Source organism: Paenibacillus artemisiicola (assembly GCF_017652985.1).
GTDB classification, from domain to species: Bacteria; Bacillota; Bacilli; order Paenibacillales; family Paenibacillaceae; genus Paenibacillus_Z; species Paenibacillus_Z artemisiicola.
This window is the reverse complement of sequence record NZ_JAGGDJ010000001.1, coordinates 188,496-209,082: the sequence shown is the minus strand read 5'-3', so window position 1 is coordinate 209,082 and position 20,587 is coordinate 188,496. Positions and strand designations below refer to the sequence as shown.

General features: G+C 64.4%; 22 protein-coding genes and 1 riboswitch. Of the genes, 8 read left to right on the top strand and 14 right to left on the bottom strand.

What is annotated here, in order from left to right:
* Positions 1-141: 141 nt before the first annotated feature.
* Positions 142-621: a GAF domain-containing protein gene (locus I8J29_RS00935; protein ID WP_208845714.1), complete on the bottom strand. Its 480-nt coding sequence runs from the start codon at positions 619-621 to the stop codon at positions 142-144.
* A 189-nt stretch (positions 622-810) separates the two neighbouring features.
* Between I8J29_RS00935 and I8J29_RS00930 the strand changes: the two genes are divergently transcribed.
* The 3 genes from I8J29_RS00930 (at position 811) to I8J29_RS00920 (ending at position 2,967) form a co-directional block, all read left to right on the top strand.
* Complete coding sequence (locus tag I8J29_RS00930) at positions 811-1,443, top strand: CBO0543 family protein (RefSeq protein ID WP_208845713.1); 633 nt, start codon at positions 811-813, stop codon at positions 1,441-1,443.
* A gap of 186 nt (positions 1,444-1,629) precedes the next feature.
* Positions 1,630-2,220, top strand: a complete 591-nt coding sequence (locus tag I8J29_RS00925) for a TetR/AcrR family transcriptional regulator (RefSeq protein ID WP_208845712.1) — start codon at positions 1,630-1,632, stop codon at positions 2,218-2,220.
* Positions 2,221-2,490: 270 nt separating this feature from the next.
* Positions 2,491-2,967, top strand: a complete 477-nt coding sequence (locus I8J29_RS00920; protein WP_208845711.1) for a glutathione peroxidase — start codon at positions 2,491-2,493, stop codon at positions 2,965-2,967.
* Between the two features lie 200 nt (positions 2,968-3,167).
* On the opposite strand, the gene I8J29_RS00915 is transcribed toward I8J29_RS00920, so the two are convergent.
* Positions 3,168-3,620, bottom strand: coding sequence for a MarR family winged helix-turn-helix transcriptional regulator (locus I8J29_RS00915; RefSeq protein ID WP_208845710.1), 453 nt, complete (start codon positions 3,618-3,620; stop codon positions 3,168-3,170).
* Positions 3,621-3,851: 231 nt separating this feature from the next.
* On the opposite strand from I8J29_RS00915, the gene I8J29_RS00910 reads away from it, so the two are divergent.
* Together I8J29_RS00910 and I8J29_RS00905 are read left to right on the top strand one after the other, a co-directional pair.
* Positions 3,852-4,559 (top strand): FadR/GntR family transcriptional regulator, encoded by a 708-nt coding sequence (locus tag I8J29_RS00910; protein WP_208845709.1) that lies wholly within the window; start codon positions 3,852-3,854, stop codon positions 4,557-4,559.
* Positions 4,560-4,604: 45 nt separating this feature from the next.
* Positions 4,605-5,879 (top strand): CynX/NimT family MFS transporter, encoded by a 1,275-nt coding sequence (locus I8J29_RS00905; RefSeq protein WP_208845708.1) that lies wholly within the window; start codon positions 4,605-4,607, stop codon positions 5,877-5,879.
* An 89-nt stretch (positions 5,880-5,968) separates the two neighbouring features.
* Here I8J29_RS00905 and I8J29_RS00900 read toward each other — a convergent pair whose 3' ends face one another.
* The 5 genes from I8J29_RS00900 to ade all read right to left on the bottom strand — a co-directional run bounded on the left by I8J29_RS00900 (position 5,969) and on the right by ade (position 13,159).
* Entirely contained in the window at positions 5,969-8,290 is a 2,322-nt protein-coding gene (locus tag I8J29_RS00900) for a xanthine dehydrogenase family protein molybdopterin-binding subunit (RefSeq protein WP_208845707.1), read from the bottom strand.
* Positions 8,291-8,520: 230 nt separating this feature from the next.
* A complete protein-coding gene (locus tag I8J29_RS00895; RefSeq protein ID WP_208845706.1) occupies positions 8,521-9,381 on the bottom strand; it encodes a hypothetical protein in 861 nt (286 codons plus the stop codon).
* Complete coding sequence (locus I8J29_RS00890) at positions 9,365-9,913, bottom strand: RNA polymerase sigma factor (RefSeq protein WP_208845705.1); 549 nt, start codon at positions 9,911-9,913, stop codon at positions 9,365-9,367. The genes I8J29_RS00895 and I8J29_RS00890 overlap by 17 nt, the downstream gene beginning before the upstream one ends.
* A gap of 126 nt (positions 9,914-10,039) precedes the next feature.
* Positions 10,040-11,278, bottom strand: coding sequence for a DNA glycosylase AlkZ-like family protein (locus I8J29_RS00885; protein ID WP_208845704.1), 1,239 nt, complete (start codon positions 11,276-11,278; stop codon positions 10,040-10,042).
* A 111-nt stretch (positions 11,279-11,389) separates the two neighbouring features.
* On the bottom strand, positions 11,390-13,159 hold the full coding sequence (ade, locus tag I8J29_RS00880) for an adenine deaminase (protein WP_208845703.1): 1,770 nt from the start codon (positions 13,157-13,159) through the stop codon (positions 11,390-11,392).
* A gap of 103 nt (positions 13,160-13,262) precedes the next feature.
* Positions 13,263-13,321, bottom strand: a riboswitch (purine riboswitch).
* A 129-nt stretch (positions 13,322-13,450) separates the two neighbouring features.
* Here ade and I8J29_RS00875 point away from each other — a divergent pair.
* Together I8J29_RS00875 and I8J29_RS00870 are read left to right on the top strand one after the other, a co-directional pair.
* Positions 13,451-14,551 carry a copper amine oxidase N-terminal domain-containing protein gene (locus tag I8J29_RS00875; RefSeq protein ID WP_208845702.1) on the top strand — a complete coding sequence of 367 codons (1,101 nt, stop codon included), beginning with the start codon at positions 13,451-13,453 and terminating at the stop codon, positions 14,549-14,551.
* Positions 14,552-14,700: 149 nt separating this feature from the next.
* Positions 14,701-15,036 carry an ArsR/SmtB family transcription factor gene (locus I8J29_RS00870; protein ID WP_208845701.1) on the top strand — a complete coding sequence of 112 codons (336 nt, stop codon included), beginning with the start codon at positions 14,701-14,703 and terminating at the stop codon, positions 15,034-15,036.
* A gap of 88 nt (positions 15,037-15,124) precedes the next feature.
* Here I8J29_RS00870 and I8J29_RS00865 read toward each other — a convergent pair whose 3' ends face one another.
* The 5 genes from I8J29_RS00865 to I8J29_RS00845 form a co-directional block, all read right to left on the bottom strand.
* On the bottom strand, positions 15,125-15,268 hold the full coding sequence (locus tag I8J29_RS00865) for a hypothetical protein (RefSeq protein WP_208845700.1): 144 nt from the start codon (positions 15,266-15,268) through the stop codon (positions 15,125-15,127).
* Entirely contained in the window at positions 15,265-16,185 is a 921-nt protein-coding gene (locus tag I8J29_RS00860; protein ID WP_208845699.1) for an NAD(P)/FAD-dependent oxidoreductase, read from the bottom strand. The genes I8J29_RS00865 and I8J29_RS00860 overlap by 4 nt, the downstream gene beginning before the upstream one ends.
* A gap of 62 nt (positions 16,186-16,247) precedes the next feature.
* Positions 16,248-16,712 carry an RrF2 family transcriptional regulator gene (locus I8J29_RS00855; protein ID WP_208845698.1) on the bottom strand — a complete coding sequence of 155 codons (465 nt, stop codon included), beginning with the start codon at positions 16,710-16,712 and terminating at the stop codon, positions 16,248-16,250.
* Positions 16,713-16,898: 186 nt separating this feature from the next.
* Positions 16,899-17,084 carry a hypothetical protein gene (locus tag I8J29_RS00850; RefSeq protein WP_208845697.1) on the bottom strand — a complete coding sequence of 62 codons (186 nt, stop codon included), beginning with the start codon at positions 17,082-17,084 and terminating at the stop codon, positions 16,899-16,901.
* A gap of 104 nt (positions 17,085-17,188) precedes the next feature.
* Complete coding sequence (locus I8J29_RS00845) at positions 17,189-17,749, bottom strand: CGNR zinc finger domain-containing protein (protein ID WP_208845696.1); 561 nt, start codon at positions 17,747-17,749, stop codon at positions 17,189-17,191.
* Between the two features lie 165 nt (positions 17,750-17,914).
* On the opposite strand from I8J29_RS00845, the gene I8J29_RS00840 reads away from it, so the two are divergent.
* A complete protein-coding gene (locus I8J29_RS00840) occupies positions 17,915-18,412 on the top strand; it encodes a DinB family protein (RefSeq protein ID WP_208845695.1) in 498 nt (165 codons plus the stop codon).
* 164 nt (positions 18,413-18,576) lie between these two features.
* On the opposite strand, the gene I8J29_RS00835 is transcribed toward I8J29_RS00840, so the two are convergent.
* Complete coding sequence (locus tag I8J29_RS00835) at positions 18,577-18,840, bottom strand: HPr family phosphocarrier protein (RefSeq protein WP_208845694.1); 264 nt, start codon at positions 18,838-18,840, stop codon at positions 18,577-18,579.
* Positions 18,837-20,573, bottom strand: coding sequence for a phosphoenolpyruvate--protein phosphotransferase (ptsP, locus tag I8J29_RS00830; protein ID WP_208845693.1), 1,737 nt, complete (start codon positions 20,571-20,573; stop codon positions 18,837-18,839). Before ptsP ends, I8J29_RS00835 begins: the two co-directional genes overlap by 4 nt.
* Between the last annotated feature and the right edge of the window lie 14 nt (positions 20,574-20,587).

Here is a 20,587-nt window from a genome sequence, read left to right as displayed (position 1 = left end):
CAACATCCGCTCACATGTTCTATTTACCCTTGTCCGGGCGAGATAAACCCTTCAATCCGAAAACAGGACCAAAGTCCCGCATTGCAAGCGCAAGAGCAAAAACGGAAAACCCGCCGATCGTTCGGCGGGTTTTCGTCTAGCTTACAGATGCCGCAAGAGCTCTTCGACGAAGCGTTCCAAGCCGGCGCGGTCCGTCTCGTCGAAGCGCTCGAGCTCCGGGCTGTCGATATCGAGGACGCCGAGCAGCTCGCCGTTCTTAACGATCGGCACGACGATTTCGGATTGCGAGGCCGCGTCGCACGCGATATGCCCGGGGAATTCGTGCACGTTCGGGACGAGCACCGTTTGCCGCTCGCTCGCCGCTTTCCCGCAAACGCCGCGGTTCAGTTGGATGCGGACGCAGGCCGGCAGCCCTTGGAACGGTCCGAGCACGAGCTCGCCGTCGCGATAGAGATAGAACCCCACCCAGTTGATGCGGTCCAGAAATTGATTGAGCAGCGCCGAAGCGTTGGACAGGTTGGCGATCCGGTCGGGTTCGCCCTCCAGCAGCGCCTGCAGCTGACGGATCACGAGGTCGTACTGCTCCTCCCGCGCTCCATCGTATCGTTCGGTATGAAACATAGGATGGCTCTCCTTATATGGCGAATGGGAATGCCCGTTCATTGTAGCTCACAATCCGCGTCGGAGCAACAGGCGCCGCCTTCCGCCCCCGCCCTTCGGCAGGCTTGAAAAAACGACGGGGATCTCACATATTTCGACTCCTGCGGGGGGAAGCCTAACATCAAAACCAAGGTAAAGGGGGCGGAAACGGTGACGACGGAGCAAGAGAGCGCCTTTCGCAAGACCGTCCGAATGCTGACGGATACGACCGATGCGATGTCCGACTACTGGACCTCCTATTCGAACATGGGAACTTGGCAGTTCTGGCTGCTGCTCGTGCTTCTGATCGTGCCGCTGATCGTGCTGTACGCGTATCTCGATCGCTCCAAGGCGCTGCTGATCGGCTTCTACGGATTGAACGTCCATGCGTGGTTCCACTATAGCGACCTCGCCACGACGACGCACGGCTTAACGAATTATCCCTACAAATTCATGCCGTTTCTCCCCGTGAGCTTGGCGCTGGACACGTCCATCGTGCCGGTGACCTACATGCTGCTCTATCAATGGACGGTAAACCGAGGCAAAAGTTACTACCTGTACGCCGTCCTCATGTCCGCCCTGTTCGCGTTCGTCGTCAAGCCGATCATGGTGTCCGCCGATCTGTTCGCCATCCTGAACGGCATGAATTACGTCTACTTGTTCCTGCTGTACGTCGTCGTCGTCGTCGTGGCGAAGCTGATCACGGACTTGTTCGTATACGCGCAAAAACGCGGCCGCGCCGACGACCGCGACGTGCGCCGCGCGCGCTTCGGCCGGTTCGGCGGCCGGGAGAAAGCGAAATAGGAGGCATCGTGAAGCGGCCGGTCACGAACCCTCTCGCGTCGACTCGATTGCTTGCATATGACAATCAGGGCAGGCGATGCATGCGCGTTTCCCCTTCAAGAAAACGAACGGTCTGTCTTTAACCGTTGACTTGCCGCCGCTCCGGGCTTACAATGTTGGGAAACGCGCAAGCACGGAGGGAATCGCATGCGAAAGGGCGAACGAACGAAGCAGCACGTCATCGAAACGACGTCCCTGCTGCTGAACAAACGGGGCTATCTGTCTACCCCGCTGTCGGAAATCACGGAAGCGACGGGGCTGCAGAAGGGCGGGCTGTACAATCATTTCCGCGACAAGGAGGAGCTGTCGCTCGAGTCGTTCGGCCACAACTGCCGCGCCGTCGAGGCGATCATCCGGGATCGGCTGGAAGCCGCGCCTCCCGGCTCCGTCGAACGGCTGATGACGTACATCGAGGCGTACTGCCTGATGGATTATCCCGGCGGCTGCCCGATCGCGAACGTGGTGATCGAGGCCGAAGCCGTCTCCGGGCCGCTCTTCGGCCGCGCGAAAGCGGCAATGGACGACATCCTCGGGTTCATCGAAGCGACGATCGCGGACGGCATCGCAAGCGGAGAGATGCGGCCCGGGATCGAGCCGCGCGAAGCGGCGCTGTTCCTCTTCTCCGCCGTTGAAGGCGGCATCCTGCTCCGCAAGCTCTACCCGGATGCGATGGATGCCGTGCTTGACCGGATCCGACGTTTTATCGATAAGGAACTGAGCGCCGTTCCGCGCGCCTGACCACCCCAAAAGCCAAACCCCCGATCGCCGCATCGGGGGTTTTTGATGTGTCCGGATTCGGTGATCCCATCCGTTCGTGCACATTCGATTCCCAAGATTGGCAAACAGCCAGCAGCGTAATTCCGCGTTGTCGGTTTCCTGCATTTAGCGCAAAATTAAATTGTGAAAAATATAATTGACGAAAGCCTAATACGGCGTTATACTCAGAAGCGTCACATAAACATTGTGCACAATTTAATTTGAGAAAACACGATGAGAGGGAGATCGCATATGTCCATCTACGATTACCAAGCAACGACCGTGCGCGGCGAAACGAAATCGCTCCGCGACTATGAAGGCAAAGTGCTGCTTATCGTCAACACGGCGAGCAGCTGCATGTTTACGTCTCAATATAAAGAACTACAAGCGCTCTACGCCAAATACAAGGATGCCGGTCTCGTCGTGCTGGGTTTCCCGACCAACCAGTTCGGCAGCGGCGAGAAAGGCTCGAACGAAGAAGTCGAATCCTTCTGCGAAATCAACTTCGGCGTCTCCTTCCCGCTGTTCGGGAAGATCGACGTCAACGGCGACGACGCTCATCCGTTGTTCCGGCATCTGAAGGAAGCCGCGCCCGGCGTGCTCGGCTCCAAATCGATCAAGTGGAACTTCACGAAGTTCCTCGTCGACCGCCGCGGCAAGGTGCTGAAACGGTTCGGCTCCGCCGAGAAGCCGTCCCAGATGGAGAAGGACGTCGCGGCCCTTCTGTAACATCCGCCCTGGCGGATAGGATCGGATAAGAAACCGCGCCAACACGGGCCGAATCGGATACGCCGAATTGAAGCCGGATCCGAATAGACGAAGCAGCTTGGACGGACAAGTAAGGCCACCCTTCAACATCTTCCTCAATATAGCCGCATAAATAAGGAGCAGCCGCGCAGAATCTTCTGCCGGCTGCTCCTTATTTCCGTTTACTCCCGCCTTGCGAGCTCATGCGCGTCCCGCAGCAGCGCGCGCGCCGAGTTCAACAGCTCGAAGTAGCGTTCTTCGGTCTTGCACAGCTCGGTAAACAAGTCCTTGGACACGTCCTTGATTCGTTCGCTTAGCGCCAGCCCTTGTTCCGTTAATCCGACCTCGACCTTCCGCTCGTCGCCTTGCGAACGTCTCCGGTAAATCAGCCCCGCTTCCTGAAGCCGCTTCAGCAGCGGCGTCAGCGTGCCGGAATCGAGCAGCAGCTTCTCGCCGATGTCCGTAACGCTGCTCTCCCCGTGCTGTCGGAGCATGACCATGACCAAGTACTGCGGATAGGTCAAGCCGACCTTCTCCAGCGTTGGCCGATACAGGCGCGTGAGCTCCCGGGATGCCGCGTAGACGGCGAAGCACAGCATCTCGTCGATGCCGAACGCCCCTTCGTTATCCGCCATGACCCTCCACTCCTTCCCGTGTAAACGCCTCGCGCCACCTAGTATAACGCCCTATTTAATTTTACACAATCCATTCGGAGTTTATCCGCTGACGGCCGTATTTTTTAGCCGGGGCGCTTTACAAAGCAGAGCGGCCGGCGTATCATGGGGTGCATACCCAATCAACCAAACATCCTACGTTTGATTCATCGCGCATTATAGCATTCGTTCATTACGAAAGGAGACGCCATTTTGCTGAACAAAGTTACCCGTACCTCGCTCGCCGACCAGACGTACGCCGAGATGGAACGGATGATCGAATCGGGGACATGGCTGCTTGGCAGCCGCATTCCGAGCGAGACCGCGCTGATGGAGCAGCTCGGGGTCAGCCGCAATACGCTGCGCGAAGCCGTCCGCGCCATGGTCCACGTCGGCCTGCTGGAGACGAAGCAGGGCGACGGCACGTTCGTCGTGGCGACGAGCGAGCTGAACGCGATCTTGCGGAAGCGGATCCGCCATTCGACGGTGCTGGAAACGATGGAGGTCCGCCACGCCCTCGACCGCCAGGCCGCCGCGCTCGCGTGCCTGAACCGGACGGACGAGGATCTCGCCGAGCTCCGCCGGTGCCGCGATCTCTGCACGGCGGCGTTCCGGGCGCAGAGCCTGGAACGGTTCGTCAAAGCGGACTGGCTGCTCCACCGGGCGATCGTCGCGTCCGCGCATAATGCGCTGATGACCGATATTTACGCCAACCTGTTCGAAGAGATCCAGCTGTCCATCGCGAGCTCGACGGAGTTCGGCAGCGATTCCCTCGTCGGCCATCCCGGGCTGCTGGAGGCGATCGAAGCGCGGAACGCCGGCCAGGCCGCCGCCGAAGTCGACGCCTACATCGCCGTGAACAAAAGCCTGGTTCGGGATTTGACCCGGTCGGCCGACGTCTCGGCCGCCAAGAACGATTAATGAATTGCCCGCTTCAAATATAACTCGCATGGAGTGTTGACCATCATGAACCAACGAACCTACCCTGCGGCGCTCTCGGACGCGGACGCGCAGCCGCGCCGCAGCGCCGCCCTGCTGCTCGCCGGCATCCTCTTGATCGCCGCGAATTTGCGCACGCCGATCACGTCGCTCAGTCCGCTGATCGAGCGGATCCGGCAGGATATGCCGATCTCGGGCACTTTTGCCGGCATGCTGACCGCGCTGCCGCTGCTCGCGTTCGCCGCCCTCTCCCCGTTCGTGCCGCGCCTCGCGGCCAGGTTCGGCATGGAGGCCATGCTGTTCGGCGCGCTGCTCGCCATGCTGGCGGGCGGTCTGGCCCGAGAAGGCGGCAGCGCCTTCGCCCTTGCGGCCGGAACGGTCATCGCCGGTCTCGGCATCGCCGCCGGCAACGTCATGCTGCCCGCGCTGATCAAGCGGGAATTCCCGCTTCGAATCGGCCTCATGACCGGCCTCTATTCGATCGCGATGAACGTCTTCGCCGCCGCGGCGTCGGCCGTCAGCGTGCCCATCGCGGACGGCACGGCGCTGGGCTGGCGCGGCACCTTCCTGACGATCGCGGCGGTCACTTTGATCGCCGCCGCGTTCTGGATCCCGCAGCTGAAGCATAACGCCAAGGCCGTACGCGTTTCCGGCAACCCGGCGGGCAAGCGGCGCTCCGTCTGGCGCTCGCGGCTGGCCTGGCAGATTACGCTCTTCATGGGGCTGCAGTCGCTCATTTTCTACGTCTTCGTCGCCTGGCTGACGGACATGCTGCTGGATCAAGGCATGACCGACTCGCAGGCCGGATACATGCTGTCGCTGCTGCAGATCGGCTTGATTCCGTTCGCGTTCCTCGTGCCGATCGTTGCCGCGCGCCTGTCGAGCCAGCTCGTGCTGCTCGTCCTGACGTGCGGCCTCTACTTCGCCGGCTTCGCGGGCCTGACGCTCGCGAACGGCGGGCTCGCGATGACCGCCGCATCGGTCATCGTGCTCGGCATCGCCGGCGGCACTTCGTTCAGCCTGGCGATGATGTTCTTCAGCCTCCGGACGCGAACCGCGCGGGAAGCGTCCGAAATTTCGGGCATGGCGCAATCGGCCGGCTATCTGCTGGCGGCCGTCGGCCCGTTCCTGTTCGGACTCCTGCACGACGCCGTCCGCAACTGGACCGTGCCGATGCTGCTGCTCGCGTTCGCGGCCGCCGCCCTGCTGCTCGCGGGGATCGCGCCTTCCCGCGGCGGCCGGTTCGTTTTCGCGGACGAAGAGACGCCGAAACCGCAGCCGGATGCGCAGCCGCGGCGTTAGCCCGCGCAACGCCGAAAAGCCCGCTTCCGCGGGCTTTTTTCGTTGCTGCTCCGTGCGCTTCCGTCCGGATGACCCGCCTTCGCTTCCGATCAATCCTTCCCGGCGGCGCAGCGCCAGATCGTCTCCGGCGTGAGCGGCAGCCGGTTCAGCTCGACGCCCGCCGCGACCGACAGCGCGTTCGCCAGCGCGGCGGGCATCCCGATCGTCCCGTGCTCCGAAATGCCGCGCGCGCCGTACGGACCATCCGCGTACGGCGTCTCGACGAAAGCGGCCACGTATTCCGGCGTCTCGCCGTAACGGATGACCTTATAGGCACGCAGCTGCGGATTCAGCACGACGCCGTTCGGGTCGTATTGGAAGCTCTCCCGCGAGGCAAAGCTTAGCCCCATGCTCATGCCGCCCGTCACTTGCCCGCGCGCCGTCCCTTCGTTGATGACCTTCCCCGCGTCGATGACCGAGACGGCCTTAAGAAGCCGGTACGTGCAATCGCGGGTGTCGAATTCCACTTCGACGGCCTCGGCGCCGACCGTCCATTGCTCGCCTGGAACGCCTTTGCCCGTCTCGGGGTCGATCGTAGTCAGCCCGTGTACCCGGAAACGCCCGCGGCCCAAGACGGGCTCCCCGATGGCGCTGCCGTTCGCGTCCATATAGCCGCTCATGAGCGAGGCGAAGCTGAGCTTCTTATCGGGATCCGCCCGGACGAACACGAAGCCGCCGTCGTAGTCGAGCTCGCCCTCCGGCACGCCCAGGACAAGCGAAGCGTTGCGCTTGAGCTGGCCGGCCGCGTCGTCCGCCGCGTCCAGCACCGCGCGGCCGACATTCATCGTGGAGCAGCTCGCGACCGTCTTCCAATGTTCCGGCGTCACCTGCGTGTCGACGGCGAGCATGACGTGCACCCGGTCGACGGGCACGCGCATCCGTTCGGCCAGCAGCTGCGCCATGACGGTCCGGTTGCCCTGCCCGAGCTCGACGGCGCCGACGCTCAGGTTCATGGACCCGTCGTGATTGAACGTCACGAATGCGCCGGAGCCCGTATCGATCTCGGTGCCCGACGTCTTCCAGATGCAGGCGTAGCCTTTCGCGCGAATCCGGTCGCGGTCGACCGCCACGCGGTCGCCTTCGTCCCAGCGGATCAGCGGCTTCAGCTTCGCGATGCAAGCCGGGAGATCGCCGAGGTTGCTGCGGTTCAGTGGCGCTTGGGTCGGCGTCGTGTCGCCCGGCAAGATCGCGTTGCGCGCGCGCAGCTCGAGCGGATCGAGACCGAGCTTCTTCGCGAGCAGATCCATCGTCCGTTCGATGCAGAAATGATTCTCGAGATGGCCGAAGCCCCGGAACGCCGTCGCGTACGGATGATTGGTATAGACGGCGAGCGCGTCGCAATGCACGTTGTCGATCCGGTACGGCCCGGTGCAGTCGACCGCCGCCGATTGCACGACGATCGTCCCGTTGTCGGCGTAGCCGCCGTTGTCGAACAGCAGCGTGAATTCCGCCGCCGTCAGCTTGCCGTCGCGCGTCGCCCCGAGCTTCACCCGCGCTTCCAGGCCGATATGGCACGGAGCGCTGACGATGTCCGTTTCGCGCGTGTTATTGATCTTAACGGGACGCCCGCCGCTGGCAAGCGAGGCGAGATACGCGACGTACTCCAGGAACACGGAGCCTTTCCCGCCGAATCCGCCGCCGACGAGCGGGGCGCGGACGATGACCTTCGCTTGGTCGGCACCGAAGAAGCGGTTGAACAGCCGCTTCAGGATGAACGGATCCTGCGTCGACGTGGTCACCTCGATCGTGCCGTCCGGCATCGCCTCGACGATGGAGCAGCGCGGCTCCATCGCGGCATGGTCGGAGGTGTTGAAGGCGTAGCTCCCTTCGACCGTCACCTCGCTGGCGGCCCAGCCGGCTTCCATGTCGCCTTTGCGAATGCGGACCCGGTTGCAGATATTCGTGCCCGGCACGGGCAGAGCGCCGCCGAACGTCCGGTACGCGCCCAGCTCTTCATGGATGAGCGGCGCGTCCGGTTTCAACGCCTCGCTCGGCGACCGCACGACGGGCAGCGGCTCCAGCTCGAGCCGGATCAGCGACGCGGCGTGCTTGGCCAGCCGTTCCGTCTCCGCGACGACGACCGCGACCGGCTCGCCGAAATAACGGACCTTGCCGAAGGCGATCGGCGGCCGGTCCGCCAAAAAATTGCCGGTCAGCACGGGGTAATCTTCGCCCGTCACCACGGCATGTACACCGCTCAACGCGCGCGCCGCCGCGCAGTCGATCGCGACGATCCGGGCATGGGCGTACGGGCTCGTCACGAGCCAGCCGTGCAGCTGATCCGGCGATTGGCAGTCGTTCGCGTATCTGGCGAGACCGGACACTTTCTCCCGCGATTCGACGCGCGGTACGGCTTTGCCGACGGTTTCCATCGCTCCACGCTTCCCTTCTTGCCGGCACGCGGCGGCGCGGGCGCCGGTCGGGCCGCGCGCCGCGCGTGCTTTTTCTACCATCGTATGGCGGAGGACCGTTGTCCTATGCGCCGACGCGAAGAAGCCTTCCGCCATAGGGCGGAAGGCTTCCGGCCCTCGCAGGATGCACGCTCGGCTAATCGTGCCTGCTAGTATCGGCAACCCCATGCAAATGAGGGCATTGTTCGCGGCTACGGCTGCCGGGATAGCGTTTGCCCCTTGGCCAGCGGGAGGATGCCGAACTTCGTCGGGTCGTCGAACGAGATGCCTGCGACGGCGCTGCCCGACGCGCCGGTCGCCGATATGCCGTACGGCGCCGCGGCCGTCCGCGGAAGCACGGCGAACCAGATTCGCCGCCCTTCGCTGCCGTACGGGACGATCTTCGCCGCATAGTCGCCGCCGTCCGGTCCGCCGATCGTGACCGTCACGTTCGCGATGTCCGGCGACAGGAGCTGGCCGAATAGGATCGCCGGCGCGGGAAGGCCTTTCGCGGCCGGCAAGCTCATATAATCCGCCTTTCGGCTGTCGACGCCGGCGCCCGAAAACCCGTACTGCCCGCCCGTCACCCATTTCCACCCCAGCCACGACTTGCGGACGAATTCGACGCCGAAGGTGACTTGGCCGGGCTTCGTGCTCCAATTAACGAATAAGAGCGCTCCGCCGTTCACGTTTTCCCGATGCACCACGTCCATGGTCGAAATGTCCCGGACCTTCCGCGCCGCTTCCTCCGGCGTCCGCTCGAGCGGGATATGCGCGGTCCCCTGAAGACCCGACGCGCGCGAATAGCGCCAATCCGCGATGCCGCCCGGCATGTCGTACGCGTACGCAAGCGCGAACAGGAACATCGCGAAGACGAGCGCGGCGCCGGACCAGACCAGCCATCCCCTTCTCGATGCCGCGGCCGCCCGCTCGGGGGCAGCCGTCTCCCGCTGAATCTCGGCGATGCGCCATTCCGGCGGGTTGCGCTTCTCCGCGACCGGCGCGGCTTGCCGCATCCGGGCAAGCCATGGATCGCCAGCAGCCGTATCCTCCCGATTACGTCCCGTCGTCATGCGCAATCGCCTCCTTCATTCGTTTGGCCAGCTTCGCCCTGGCGCGGTGCAGCCGCGACTTGACCGTGCCCTCGCCGACGCCGAGCACCTCCGCCAGATCGGCGTACGTCAGCCCGTAATGCGCGTGGAGAATGAGCATTTCCCGATGCGCCCGCGGCAAGTCCAGCACGGCCGCCCAGACGTCGTCCGTCCGCCGGCCGTCCCAATACTCCGCTTCCGCCGACGGCGCGCGGCGCGTATCCGGCGGCTGCCCCGCGAGCACGACCCGGCAGAGAAACGCCGATTTGCGGAAATTGAACGCCGTGTTGCGGGCGATCTTGAACAGCCAGCTCTTCACCGGACATTGGCCGCGGAACGCCTCGATCGCCCGAAACGCCCGGATGAACGTCTCCTGCGCGATGTCCTCCGCCAGATGCTCGTTCCGCACGAGAAAATACGCGTACTGCCAGACGTCATGCCAATAATGCCGGACGAGCGCGTCGATTTCGGGCGGGTTCAGCCGCGTGACGTGCCTCAGATAATCGTCCTCCACTTTGCCGCCCTCCCCTTCCATAGACTAGACAACGCCGAAGCTCGAATGTTCCCTTGCCCGCGCAAAAAAATCCGCCGAACGCAAAAAGAGCCACAATCGCTGTGGCTCTCCCCGCTGAACCGGCCGTCACGGACGCAAGGCCTGCCCGATCGCCTGCCGCTCGACCGACACGGTCTCCGCGCCGTGCGCGCGGGCGAATGCGTCCAGCGCCCGTTCGACGTTCCGTCTCAGCTTCGCGGTATACCGGATCTCCGGCTCGATGTGCAGCAGCTCGACCGTCAGATGCTTCCGTTTGGCGTCCAGGCGCGGATCCATCCGGCCGATCAAACGGTCCCCGGCCAGGATCGGCATCGCGTAATAGCCGTACGTCCGTTTGACCGCGGGCGTGTAGATCTCCCACCGGTACGCGAACCCGAACAAATCCTCGAGCCGCTTCCGGCTCCACAGCAAGTTGTCGAGCGGCGGCAGGAAGCGCACCGGTCCTTCGTCCTCGCGCAGCCCTTCCTCCGCCTCCCGGTGCCGTTCGAGCAGCTCCGCATCCTCGGTCAGAATGAAGTACGGCTGCTTCAAGCCGTCGATCTCGACGGGCGCGGCCTCGCCCGCCCGCACGTACCGCTCCAGCGCTTCCCGCCGCTCGCTCGCGCCGAACCGCTGCCAGCCGAATCGCGCGTCGCTCGGCTCGAATACCCGGTACGCGCGGAAGTATTTGCGCAGCATCCGGTCGGACGCCTCCTCCGGCCCGATCGTCTCCGCTTCCCGCAGCAGATCCTCCGGCACGCTACGGCTCGATACATCGAACAGCCGCTGGTTCCCCTCGCGGCCGACGATGCGTATGAACGAAGCGTCCATCAGCAAATTGAGCGCGTGCGACGTCGCCTTCGTCTTGGCGGCGACGTTGTCCCAGTAGCCGTGCACGCGCTCCTCGGATTCGAACGCTTTCGCCGGGAGCGGCCCTTCGGCTTCCAGCTTGCGGAGCACGTCGTCGACGACGGAGCGGAGCCCTTCGATCGCGTCCCTCGTGCGCGCCCGCATCCGCTGCCGGACCGGCTCGAACATCGCGTAATCCTTCAACGGAATGATGCAGGCGGCGTTCGCGAAATATTCGAAGGCTTCCTTGTCCCGCAGCAGTCCGTTCAGCACGCGCGGCTCGTAGCCGGCGATCCGGGCGGCGAGCGCCAAATGCTGGTTCGGGCGCACGGCGGCCACCGGATCGATCTGCACGCATTCGAGCGCTTCCAGCGCGGCGACGACGTGCCGGCGCAGCTCCGCCGCGGAACGGGCGCGCTTCGCCGGCGGGCCGAGCAGCAGCTGGCGTTCCAGAAGCAGGCGCCGCAGCGCCCGCTTCGTCGTCCGTATCGGTTTCATCCTTCCGTCTTCCTCCTCGCCTCGTCCGAATTTCCGTTATCTCCCAGTATACACGTTCAGGCGGCCGTTCGCACCGCGTTCGTTCCTTTTCATGCCCCCGTCTCACGACGGCTAGCCCGCGCCGGGTCCTTCCGCCCCGCCCGCTTCCGCCGCGATATGCCCGAACGCCTCGAAATCGAAGAGACCCCGGTCGGTCAGCTTGAGCGACGGGATGACCGGCAGCGTCAGGAACGACAGAGTCAGGAACGGATCGAAGTCGTCCGGCGCGCCGATGTCGGCCAACGCTCGCTTAATCGCCCGCAGCCCGGCGTAGACCTCGTCATGCGGCCGGTCGGACATCAAGCCGGCGACGGGCAGCGGCAGCGACGCCGTCACGCGCCCGTCCGCGACGACGGCAAGCCCGCCGCCGCAGGCCGCGAGATGCGCGATGGCGGCCAGCATGTCTTCGTCCGAGGCGCCGACGACGACGAGATTATGCGAGTCGTGCGAGACGGTCGAGGCGAGCGCGCCTTTGCGCAGCTTGAACCCTTTGACAATCGCCAGCCCGATATTGCCGGTCGCGTGATGCCGCTCGACGACGGCCAGCTTGAGCAGATCCTTCGCGACGGAAGGCGCGAACCGCCCGTCGCGCACGTCGACCGTTTCGAGCAGCCGGCGCGTGACGATCTGGTTCGGCACGATTCCGATGACGTTGCAGCGCGCGCCGTTCAGCGGCAGCTCCAGATCCTTCGGCGCGACGGGCTTCACGCGCAGCGCCGCGACGGACGACGGCCGGTCGCCGGATTCGCCGGCGTCCGGAAGCGGAAAGGCTTCTTCGCGCAAGACGTCCCGTTCCGCGACCTGCACCCCGTCCTTGTATACGGCCCGGATCCGGACCTCCTCAAGGTCGTCCAGCAGGAGCAGATCGGCCGCGTAGCCCGGCGCGACGGCGCCTCTGCCGCGCAGCCCGAAGCATTCCGCGGCGTTGATCGTCGCCATCTGGATCGCCGTGACCGGATCGAGGCCCGAACGGATCGCCAGCCGGACGATATGGTCCACGCTGCCCTCCTCGATCAGGTCGCCCGGCAGCTTGTCGTCGGTGACGAACAGACATCTCCGCGCGTTCCGCGGCGTGACGGCCGGAAGCAGCGCGGCGAGGTTTTTGGCGACCGTCCCTTCCCGGATCATGAGGTAGAAGCCCAGCTCCAGCCGGTCCCGCGCTTCGTCCGCGGTGACGCATTCGTGGTCCGTGAGGATGCCCGACGCCGCGTAGACGTTCAAGCTTTCGCGGCCGATGCCCGCCGCGTGGCCGTCGATATGCCGCCCTTCCGCGCCCGCGAGCTTGCCCAGCATCCCCGGCTCCGCGCCGGCGACGGCCGGGAAATTCATCACCTCGGCGAGACCGAGCACCTTCGGATGCCCGTAATAAGGCGCCAGCTGCTCCGCTTCGAGCCGGGCGCCGTTCGTCTCGAACGGCGTCGCCGGCACGCAGGACGGCAGCAGCACGAAGATGTCGAGCGGCAGCCCTTCGGCGCTGCGCAGCATGTAGTCGAGCCCGTCCGTGCCCGCGACGTTGGCGATCTCGTGCGGATCGGTGACGGCGGCGGTCACGCCGTGCCGGAGCAGCACCTTCGCGAATTCGCGCGGCGTCAGCATCGAGCTCTCGATGTGGACATGGCCGTCGATGAACCCGGGCGCGATATGGCGGCCGCCCGCGTCGACGGTTTCCTTCCCCGCGTACGCGCCGATGCCGGCGATGCGGCCGTCCGCGATCGCCACGTCGCCTTCCGTGACCGTGCCGGTAAAGACGTTGACGATCTTGCCGTTCTTGATGACGAGATCGGCCGGCTCGCGCTTCGCCGCGACCTCGATGAGGCGTTTCAATCGGTTCGTTTGTTCCATTGGATTCACCCTGCCTTAACGATAAGTATTTGTAAATCCCGAACCCGTTAACAGCCGCGAACGCAAAAAATCCCGACTACAAAGAAGCATGGCTGCGCTTTTTGTAATCAGGATTTTACGGTTCCTGGTAGAGACCCTCGGCCCGTATCGCCGAAGTTATACGTTCGGGTATGGAGTTGTCCGCTCCATCATAATACGCCGGCGCCGGGCGCGTCAACGCGCCGGCGTGCAACCTTTCGGACCGGCCCCCCGTCTAGGAGGTGCAACTATCCAGAGGAGGCTCGCGAATCCATGAAACCGACGATAAAATCTCTCCTGATGCTTTCCGCCGTGCTGGCGGGCACGACGGCCGCCGCGCAGGCGAACGCCGCTTCGGCAGACGCAAGCGGCAGCGCGGTCTTCCGCCAAGACAGCACGCTGGTCGAGATCGGCACCCGGCAAATCCAGGTCCAAAAGGCGCCCTTCCTGCACGCCGGCACGCTGATGGTGCCGGCGCGCGAGCTGGCGCTCGGCTTGAACGCCGCCGCGCAATGGACGAACGGCAGCCTGCTGCTCACCAGAGGCGGCTTGTCCGTCAAGCTGCAGGGCAGCAGCCTGCAGTCCGGCGGCAAGACCGTCGCGCTGCCGGCCGGCGTTCAAAATATAAACGGCAAAATTTATATCCCGCTTCGCGCCGCTGCCGAAGCGCTCGGCGCCGGCATCGCCTGGAACCCGGCGTCCAAGACCGCCGTCGTGCGCGCGGCCGCTTCCGCCGAGCAGCCGGTATCCGTCGGCTACGCGTTCGAGAAGGACGCCCAAGGCTGGACGGGCGGCTTCGCCGATCTGCCGGTCCAGCACGAAGACGCGGATTACCAGCTCGCCTTCAACTGGTCGGCGCTGCCGGCAATCGACGGCAAGCAGCTGAACGGCCTGAAGCTAAGCGGCATGAACCGCAGCGACGATCTGTTCATGTACGCCGTCAAAAAGCTGGGCGCCGCGGACGGCTTGAAGCCGAATACGGCGTACGCCGTGAAGCTCGGCTTCCGGCTGGCGACGAACGAAGCCTCCGATTCGGTCGGCATCGGCGGCTCGCCGGGCCAATCCGTCTACGTCAAGGCGGGCGTGGTGAACGTCGAGCCGAAGGCGGTCGAGACCGAAGGCGACTACCGGATGAACCTCGACAAGGGCAACCAGGCGACGGACGGCAAAGACATGCGCTTGGTCGGCGACGCCTCCAAGCCGGACTCGGCCAAGGAAGGCTACCAGCTGAAGCCGATTCATCTGGAGGCCTCCGTCACGACGAACGCCAATGGCGAGGCGTATCTCGTCATCGGCACGGATTCCGGTTACGAAGGGCTGAGCACGCTCTATCTCGCGGACGTGCAGGCCGAGTTTACGCCGCAGGCGAAATAATCGCTCCGAGAGGGTTGACAGGGCCTGGCGGATCAAGCGCGGCGCTCCGCGTTGGGCGGGCAATGGCCGTTTGATTGTGCTATGATGGAGAGGCTTCCGGCCTGCTGGTTAGGGACGGAACGCCAGCCCCGCTAAAGGAGTCGACCGCCATGTCCGATCTGTCCGATCAGCAATTTTCCCGCATCTCGCGCGCGCTGGCCGAGCCGAGACGTTACCGGATGCTCAAGGAGATCGGCGCGTCCAAGGAGCCGCTGCCCTGCGGCATGCTGCTGGAGACGCATAACGTAAGCGCCGCGACCGTCTCCCATCACTTGAAAGAGCTGGAAACAGCCGGTCTCGTGCAGAGCATCCGCGAGGGCAAATTCATGAGCCTGGTCCTTCAGGAAGACGTGCTTCAAGCGTACGTGAACCGGTTGGCGGAGATCGTCCCTCGCCGCGGACGACCGGCAGATCCCATGAACGAACCCTCTCATCCTGTTCCCTAGAAAGAGGAGCCTTCGGGCTCCTCTTTTTCGTTTCTTCACGGGCGTGTGAAGCACATGTCCGGTAATGAAATCGGCGCCATGCTCGCCCTCAATCGGAGCCGCGGGCATTGCCGGCAAGCTCGCCGCCGGCCGCCGTCTGAGCCGCAACGCGATCCGCGCCGCAAAAAAGAGCATCGCGCGGGGTTGCCGCGCGATGCTCGTTATATTTCAATCCGGTTGCCGCAACCTTCAATTCACGGCCTCCCACGCGTCATGCAGCAGCTCGTTGTTGATTCCGGCCGCGGTGAGCGAGCCGAGCGCCGCGGCCGAGATGGCCTGGTACAGCTCCGAGGCGGCATCCCCCGCCGCGTATACGCCCGGCACGCTCGACTTGCCGAACGCGTCCACCACGACGGTGCCGCCTTCCGTCACCCGGCAGCCGAGCGAGCGGGGCAGCTCGGAGCCGGCCGCCAGCTTCGGCGCGAAGAAGATCCCTTCGCACGCGACGTTCCTGCCGTCCTCCAGCAGAATCGCCTCGACCATGCCTTCGCTCGAAACGATATGCCGGATCGGCGCGTCGAAGACCGGCACGCCGTGCCGCGATAGCTCTTGCAGCTGTTCATCCGTCAGCTCGTGCGGACCGTTCGTGAGAATCGCGTAATTACGCGTCCAGCCCGCCAGCATTTTCGCCATGTGCAGCGCCCGCGCTCCTTTGGCGATCAGCGCGAGCCAGCGGTCCCGAAGCTCCCACCCGTCGCAGTACGGGCAGACGAACGCGCTCTTGCCGTATACGTCGTTCAAGCCGGAGATGCCGACCGGCAGGTCCCGCATCCCGACCGCGAACAGCAGCTTCTTCGCGCGCACGGCCGCGCCGCCTGCCGTCGCGATGCGGAAGTCGCCGTCCGTTCCGGCCGCCGAGACGGCAGCGTCTTCGAGGAACGCCACGGACGGATACGCCCGCAGCTGCTCCCGCGCGATCCGCCGGAACTCGCCGGGCGCGACCCCGTCGCGCGTCAGGAATCCGTGCGTTTCTTTCGTCACCCGGTTCCGCGGCCGGCCTTCATCGATCACGACGACCCGTTTCCGGGCCCTGCCCAGCACCAGCGCCGCGCTCAGCCCCGCCGGTCCTCCGCCGATAATCGCGACGTCCGCTTCGAACTTCTCTCCCATAGTCATCAACCTCCCGGACTTGTAATATCCATACTAAAAGCGCGCATGGCGCCGATTGCCAATCATTGCGGCGAGCCCGCGGCCGCCGCCGCATCCAGCACCCATTGAATCGAATGCCGGCGCAGGTACGCTTGCAGCTCCCGCTCGGCGCCGTTCATCACCTTCTCGACGAGGCATTCCGCATGGCGCGGCGGACCTTCGTTCTCCCCTTCGCCGCCCTCGACCGGATGATGCAGCGCGTTCGCGTTCAAGCATTCGTACAGCTGCTGCCGCCCTTCGATCACCTGCACGACGTCGAGGAACGTAATCTGCCCCGGCGGCCGCGCGAGCTCGTAGCCGCCGCTGGCGCCCGTGACCGCGCGAACGATCCCGTCCTGGCGCAGCTTGGACATGATCTTCGACAGATAGCTGTCCGAAACGCCTAGCGAATCGGCCAGTTCCTTGATGCCCACGTGCCGTCCGGACTCCGCGTGAGCCAGATGGATCAAGGCATGCAGCGCGTTGCCGGTGCTTTTGGAGAATTGCATGGGACCGCTCCTCCTTCCAAGACCCTTAACAACCATTACGGACCTATAATGTCCATAATAAACGCTTCGAACTCCTTACGCAAGGGGGAATCCGAATTATCGCGATTGAATGAAGCAGCGGTAAGAGAACGACTAAGAACAAAATCGGATCGACGACGGCCGGGCGGCCGCTGTTCCACCAGCGGTTCAATCGACGGAATTCTTCTCGACGTACCGATAGCCCTTGAATTTGAAATCGAAGAGCAGGTCGAACAATAGCTGGATCGCCATCGTGAACGCCCGGACGCTGGCCGTTTGTTGGCGGCCGCCGACGCGGTTCAGACGGAAAGCGAGCCTGTTGAACGAAAGGACGGAAGCGATCCGAAGAATCATGCGGAGAATTCCTTTTTAGCGTTAGCCTCTCCACTATGCCCGCCTCGCAAACGAACCTCGTTGTCCCGTTCAGCCGCCGATCGGCGTCGGCCGCTTCCGGCCGGTCACTCCGCCGGGGCGTCCGGCGCCTTCCGCTTGGCGCGGAAGCGGCGTACCTTCAAGAGGTTCCCGCACATCTTATCGTCGCAGTAACGCTTGGAGCGGTTGCGGGTCTCGTCGTAATACACCCACAGGCAGCTCGGGTTCTGGCAAATGCGCACCCGCGACGGATCGCCGGCCGCGATCATCCGCGCCATCGACGCCGCGATTTCCGCCTGCGCGGCCGTCCATCCATCGCCTGCCGGAATATGCCCGATCCGCAAGCCGCCGTCCTCGGACGCCGTCAGCCGCCGGACTACGGCGCTCGCGGCCATATAGGCGTTCAGTGTCGCGAGATCCGCTTCGCTTGGCGCCGCCCCCGCCGCAAAGCCGGCTGCCATGCCGTGCAGCTCGTCGCGCATCCGCTTCAGCGCGCGCAGCTCCTCCGCCGACGGCGGCACCGGCGCCGACAAGCCGTAACCGCCAAGCCAGCCGGCGAGCCAATCGGCGCGGTCCAGCCGATCGTCGATCGCGCCGTCGCCTCTCCAATCATGATGCAAACTATTCAAAAAGTCGTCCCAAAGCATGGCCAAGCCCCCGGTTGTTTTTCGATATTGTAACATGCTAACAGATCGCTTGCTAGTTACTTGACGCTGTGCGCCCCGCATGGTAAATTTGGCAACGTAACCCGTTAATCATTCATTAGCTCGTTACAACTTCGGAAACGAAAAAGGAAACGAGGAGGTTTCGTCATGAACGCGAACGACCTGCTGCTTCGCAATTGGGATGCCTGCCATGACAAGGAGGACTGGTATCCGCCGCTCGCGGACGCGTTGAACGGCCTGACCGCCGAACAGGCGGATTGGCATCCCGCGGGCGAGCACGCCAACACGATCCGGGAGACGGTCCATCATTTGATTTTTTACAAGGAGCGGCTCCTCCGCCGGCTGACCGGGGAAGAAACCGCTTATCTTCCGGGCGTGACGAACGATGACACCTTCGCGGCGAGGCCCGGCGAGCCGGAGGATTGGCACGCGGCGGCGGCGCGTCTCGCCGAGGTGCACCAAGCCATCCGCGACCGCATCGCGGCCTGGAACGAACACGATTTCGAGCGCCAGCTTCCCGGGCAGCGGCTGCCGTTTGGAATTTGGGCTAACTCGCTCGCCCTGCACGACGCTTACCACACCGGCCAAATCATCCTGATCCGCAAGCTCCAAGGCTCCTGGCCGTCGCATCGTTCGTTCGACTGACGCCCGCGGCGGCTCCCTCCAAGCCCCGCGCTAAGACGCGCCGAAACGCAAAGTAACCTCCGTTTTCCGCATGCCGGAACCGGAGGTTTCTTTCCGTTTATTCACGATGCTCGCTGTATGCGCGCAAAATGAGGGCACTCGCCGGCGGATCCGCCGCCCCGCCGCTATTCCTCGAAAATCTTCGTCAGCAGCGCGCCGAGCGTCTCTACGGCTTCCGCTTCCCGTTCGCCGTCCGCTTCCAGCGTCACGTCGTCGTTCGGCTGTATGCCGAGCGTCAGCATGCTGAGCGAGCTCTTGCCGTTCGCTTTTTTGCCGCCCTTCGAGACGCTGATCTTGCACGGAAATTCGCTCGCGGCCTGCACGAACACTTTGGTCGGCCGGGCGTGGAAGCCCGACGGGTTCAAGACGGTAAAGGTTTGGGATGTCATCGGTTGTCGCTCCTCGTATGTTGATGGACGAATGCTTGAATCGTCTCTTGGCTGTCCATGTTCACGATCGCCTCCGCGTGCGCGGCCCACTCCTCGCGGGAGAGCGCCTTGATCAGCGCCCGCGCGGGAAGGATCGAACTCGCGCTCATGCTGAATTCGTGCAGCCCCAGGCCGAGCAGGATCGGAATCGCGGTCCGGTCGCCCGCCATCTCGCCGCACATGCCGACCCACTTGCCTTCCCGCTTCGCGGCCGCGATGACCATGCGGATCAAGCGCAAAATCGCCGGGTGGCACGGCTGGTACAGATACGCCACGTTCTCGTTCATCCGGTCGGCCGCCATCGTGTACTGAATGAGGTCGTTGGTGCCGATGCTGAAGAAGTCGGCTTCCTTCGCGAGCGTATCCGCGGCCAGCGCGGCGGCCGGCACTTCGATCATGATGCCGACTTCGATCCCCTCAGCCACGGCGCGTCCTTCGGCGGTCAGCTTCGCCTTCTCCTCTTCCAGCAGTTGTTTCGCGGCCCGCAATTCGGAGGCGACCGCGATCATCGGGAACATGATTTTCAGCTGGCCGTGCACGCTCGCCCGGAGAAGCGCCCGCAGCTGCGTCCGGAACAGGTCCGGCCGGTCCAGGCAGAGCCGGACGGCGCGCAGGCCGAGGAACGGATTGCTCTCGGCGGGCAGCTTCATGTACGGCAGCTCTTTGTCGCCGCCGATGTCGAGCGTCCGGATGACCACGGGCTTGCCCTCCATCCGCTCCAGCACGTGCTTGTAGACCTGGAACTGCTCTTCTTCGGTCGGCAGCGCGCCGCGGCCCATGTACAGGAATTCCGTCCGGAACAGGCCGACGCCTTCGGCTCCGTTCGCCAGCACCTTCTGCAGGTCCTCCACGCTGCCGATGTTGGCGGCCAGCTCGACGCGGTGGCCGTCCTTGGAGACGGACGGCTCGTGCAGCAGCTTGCGCAGCTCCGCCTGCCGCGCGTCGTAGTCGGCTTTGCGGGCCCGGTATGCCGCGAGTTCGTCCTCCCTCGGCCTGACGATGACGGTTCCTTCCACCGCGTCCATGATAACCGTCGCGCCGGTCTCGATGCCGCCGGCCGCGGCGCCTGCCCCGACGATCGCCGGAATTTCGAGCGAGCGGGCCATGATCGCGGAATGGGACGTGCGGCTGCCGATTTCGGTCACGAAGCCGAGCACGTAATCCGCGTTCAGCTGCGCCGTATCGGACGGCGTCAGGTCCTCCGCGATCAGGACGCACGGCTCGCTGATGGCCGATGCCGCGGCATAGTCGAGGCCCCGCAGCCGGCTCATGATCCGGCCGGCGACGTCGCGGACGTCCGCCGCGCGCGCACGCAGGAGCTCGTTGTCCATCGCGAGCAGCAATTCGACGAAGCCGTTCGCCGTCTCGTGAAGCGCGTATTCGGCGGTCGCGCCGTCGTTGTCGATCCGCTCGAGGATGCCGTCGATCAGGTCGGGATCGTCCAGCAGCAGCAGATGCGCTTCGAAAATCTCGGCTTTCGCGGCGCCCATCTTCGCCTCGGTCATCGCCCGAATGCCTTCCAGCTCCGTCTTCGCGGCCGCGACGGCCGCATCCAGCCGCTCCTTCTCCGCGCCCGGATCCGCGGCTTTGTCCGCCGAAGGCACGAAGCGGTCCTGCCGCAGCCTGTAAGCTTTGGCGATCGCGATGCCCGGAGACGCCGCGATGCCGCTCAATCGGTTTGTTGTCGTATTCATCTGTGGCCCACGCC

What these genes read in the sequence shown, in the direction of transcription:
- I8J29_RS00885 (WP_208845704.1), bottom strand. Translation starts at nt 11,278, where the DNA reads ATGAAACCGATACGGACGACGAAGCGGGCGCTGCGGCGCCTGCTTCTG.
- I8J29_RS00905 (WP_208845708.1), top strand. Translation starts at nt 4,605, where the DNA reads ATGAACCAACGAACCTACCCTGCGGCGCTCTCGGACGCGGACGCGCAG.
- ptsP (WP_208845693.1), bottom strand. Translation starts at nt 20,573, where the DNA reads ATGAATACGACAACAAACCGATTGAGCGGCATCGCGGCGTCTCCGGGC.
- I8J29_RS00920 (WP_208845711.1), top strand. Translation starts at nt 2,491, where the DNA reads ATGTCCATCTACGATTACCAAGCAACGACCGTGCGCGGCGAAACGAAA.
- I8J29_RS00925 (WP_208845712.1), top strand. Translation starts at nt 1,630, where the DNA reads ATGCGAAAGGGCGAACGAACGAAGCAGCACGTCATCGAAACGACGTCC.
- I8J29_RS00840 (WP_208845695.1), top strand. Translation starts at nt 17,915, where the DNA reads ATGAACGCGAACGACCTGCTGCTTCGCAATTGGGATGCCTGCCATGAC.
- I8J29_RS00875 (WP_208845702.1), top strand. Translation starts at nt 13,451, where the DNA reads ATGAAACCGACGATAAAATCTCTCCTGATGCTTTCCGCCGTGCTGGCG.
- I8J29_RS00915 (WP_208845710.1), bottom strand. Translation starts at nt 3,620, where the DNA reads ATGGCGGATAACGAAGGGGCGTTCGGCATCGACGAGATGCTGTGCTTC.
- I8J29_RS00835 (WP_208845694.1), bottom strand. Translation starts at nt 18,840, where the DNA reads ATGACATCCCAAACCTTTACCGTCTTGAACCCGTCGGGCTTCCACGCC.
- ade (WP_208845703.1), bottom strand. Translation starts at nt 13,159, where the DNA reads ATGGAACAAACGAACCGATTGAAACGCCTCATCGAGGTCGCGGCGAAG.
- I8J29_RS00870 (WP_208845701.1), top strand. Translation starts at nt 14,701, where the DNA reads ATGTCCGATCTGTCCGATCAGCAATTTTCCCGCATCTCGCGCGCGCTG.
- I8J29_RS00935 (WP_208845714.1), bottom strand. Translation starts at nt 621, where the DNA reads ATGTTTCATACCGAACGATACGATGGAGCGCGGGAGGAGCAGTACGAC.
- I8J29_RS00900 (WP_208845707.1), bottom strand. Translation starts at nt 8,290, where the DNA reads ATGGAAACCGTCGGCAAAGCCGTACCGCGCGTCGAATCGCGGGAGAAA.
- I8J29_RS00850 (WP_208845697.1), bottom strand. Translation starts at nt 17,084, where the DNA reads ATGATTCTTCGGATCGCTTCCGTCCTTTCGTTCAACAGGCTCGCTTTC.
- I8J29_RS00895 (WP_208845706.1), bottom strand. Translation starts at nt 9,381, where the DNA reads ATGACGACGGGACGTAATCGGGAGGATACGGCTGCTGGCGATCCATGG.
- I8J29_RS00845 (WP_208845696.1), bottom strand. Translation starts at nt 17,749, where the DNA reads ATGCTTTGGGACGACTTTTTGAATAGTTTGCATCATGATTGGAGAGGC.
- I8J29_RS00855 (WP_208845698.1), bottom strand. Translation starts at nt 16,712, where the DNA reads ATGCAATTCTCCAAAAGCACCGGCAACGCGCTGCATGCCTTGATCCAT.
- I8J29_RS00860 (WP_208845699.1), bottom strand. Translation starts at nt 16,185, where the DNA reads ATGGGAGAGAAGTTCGAAGCGGACGTCGCGATTATCGGCGGAGGACCG.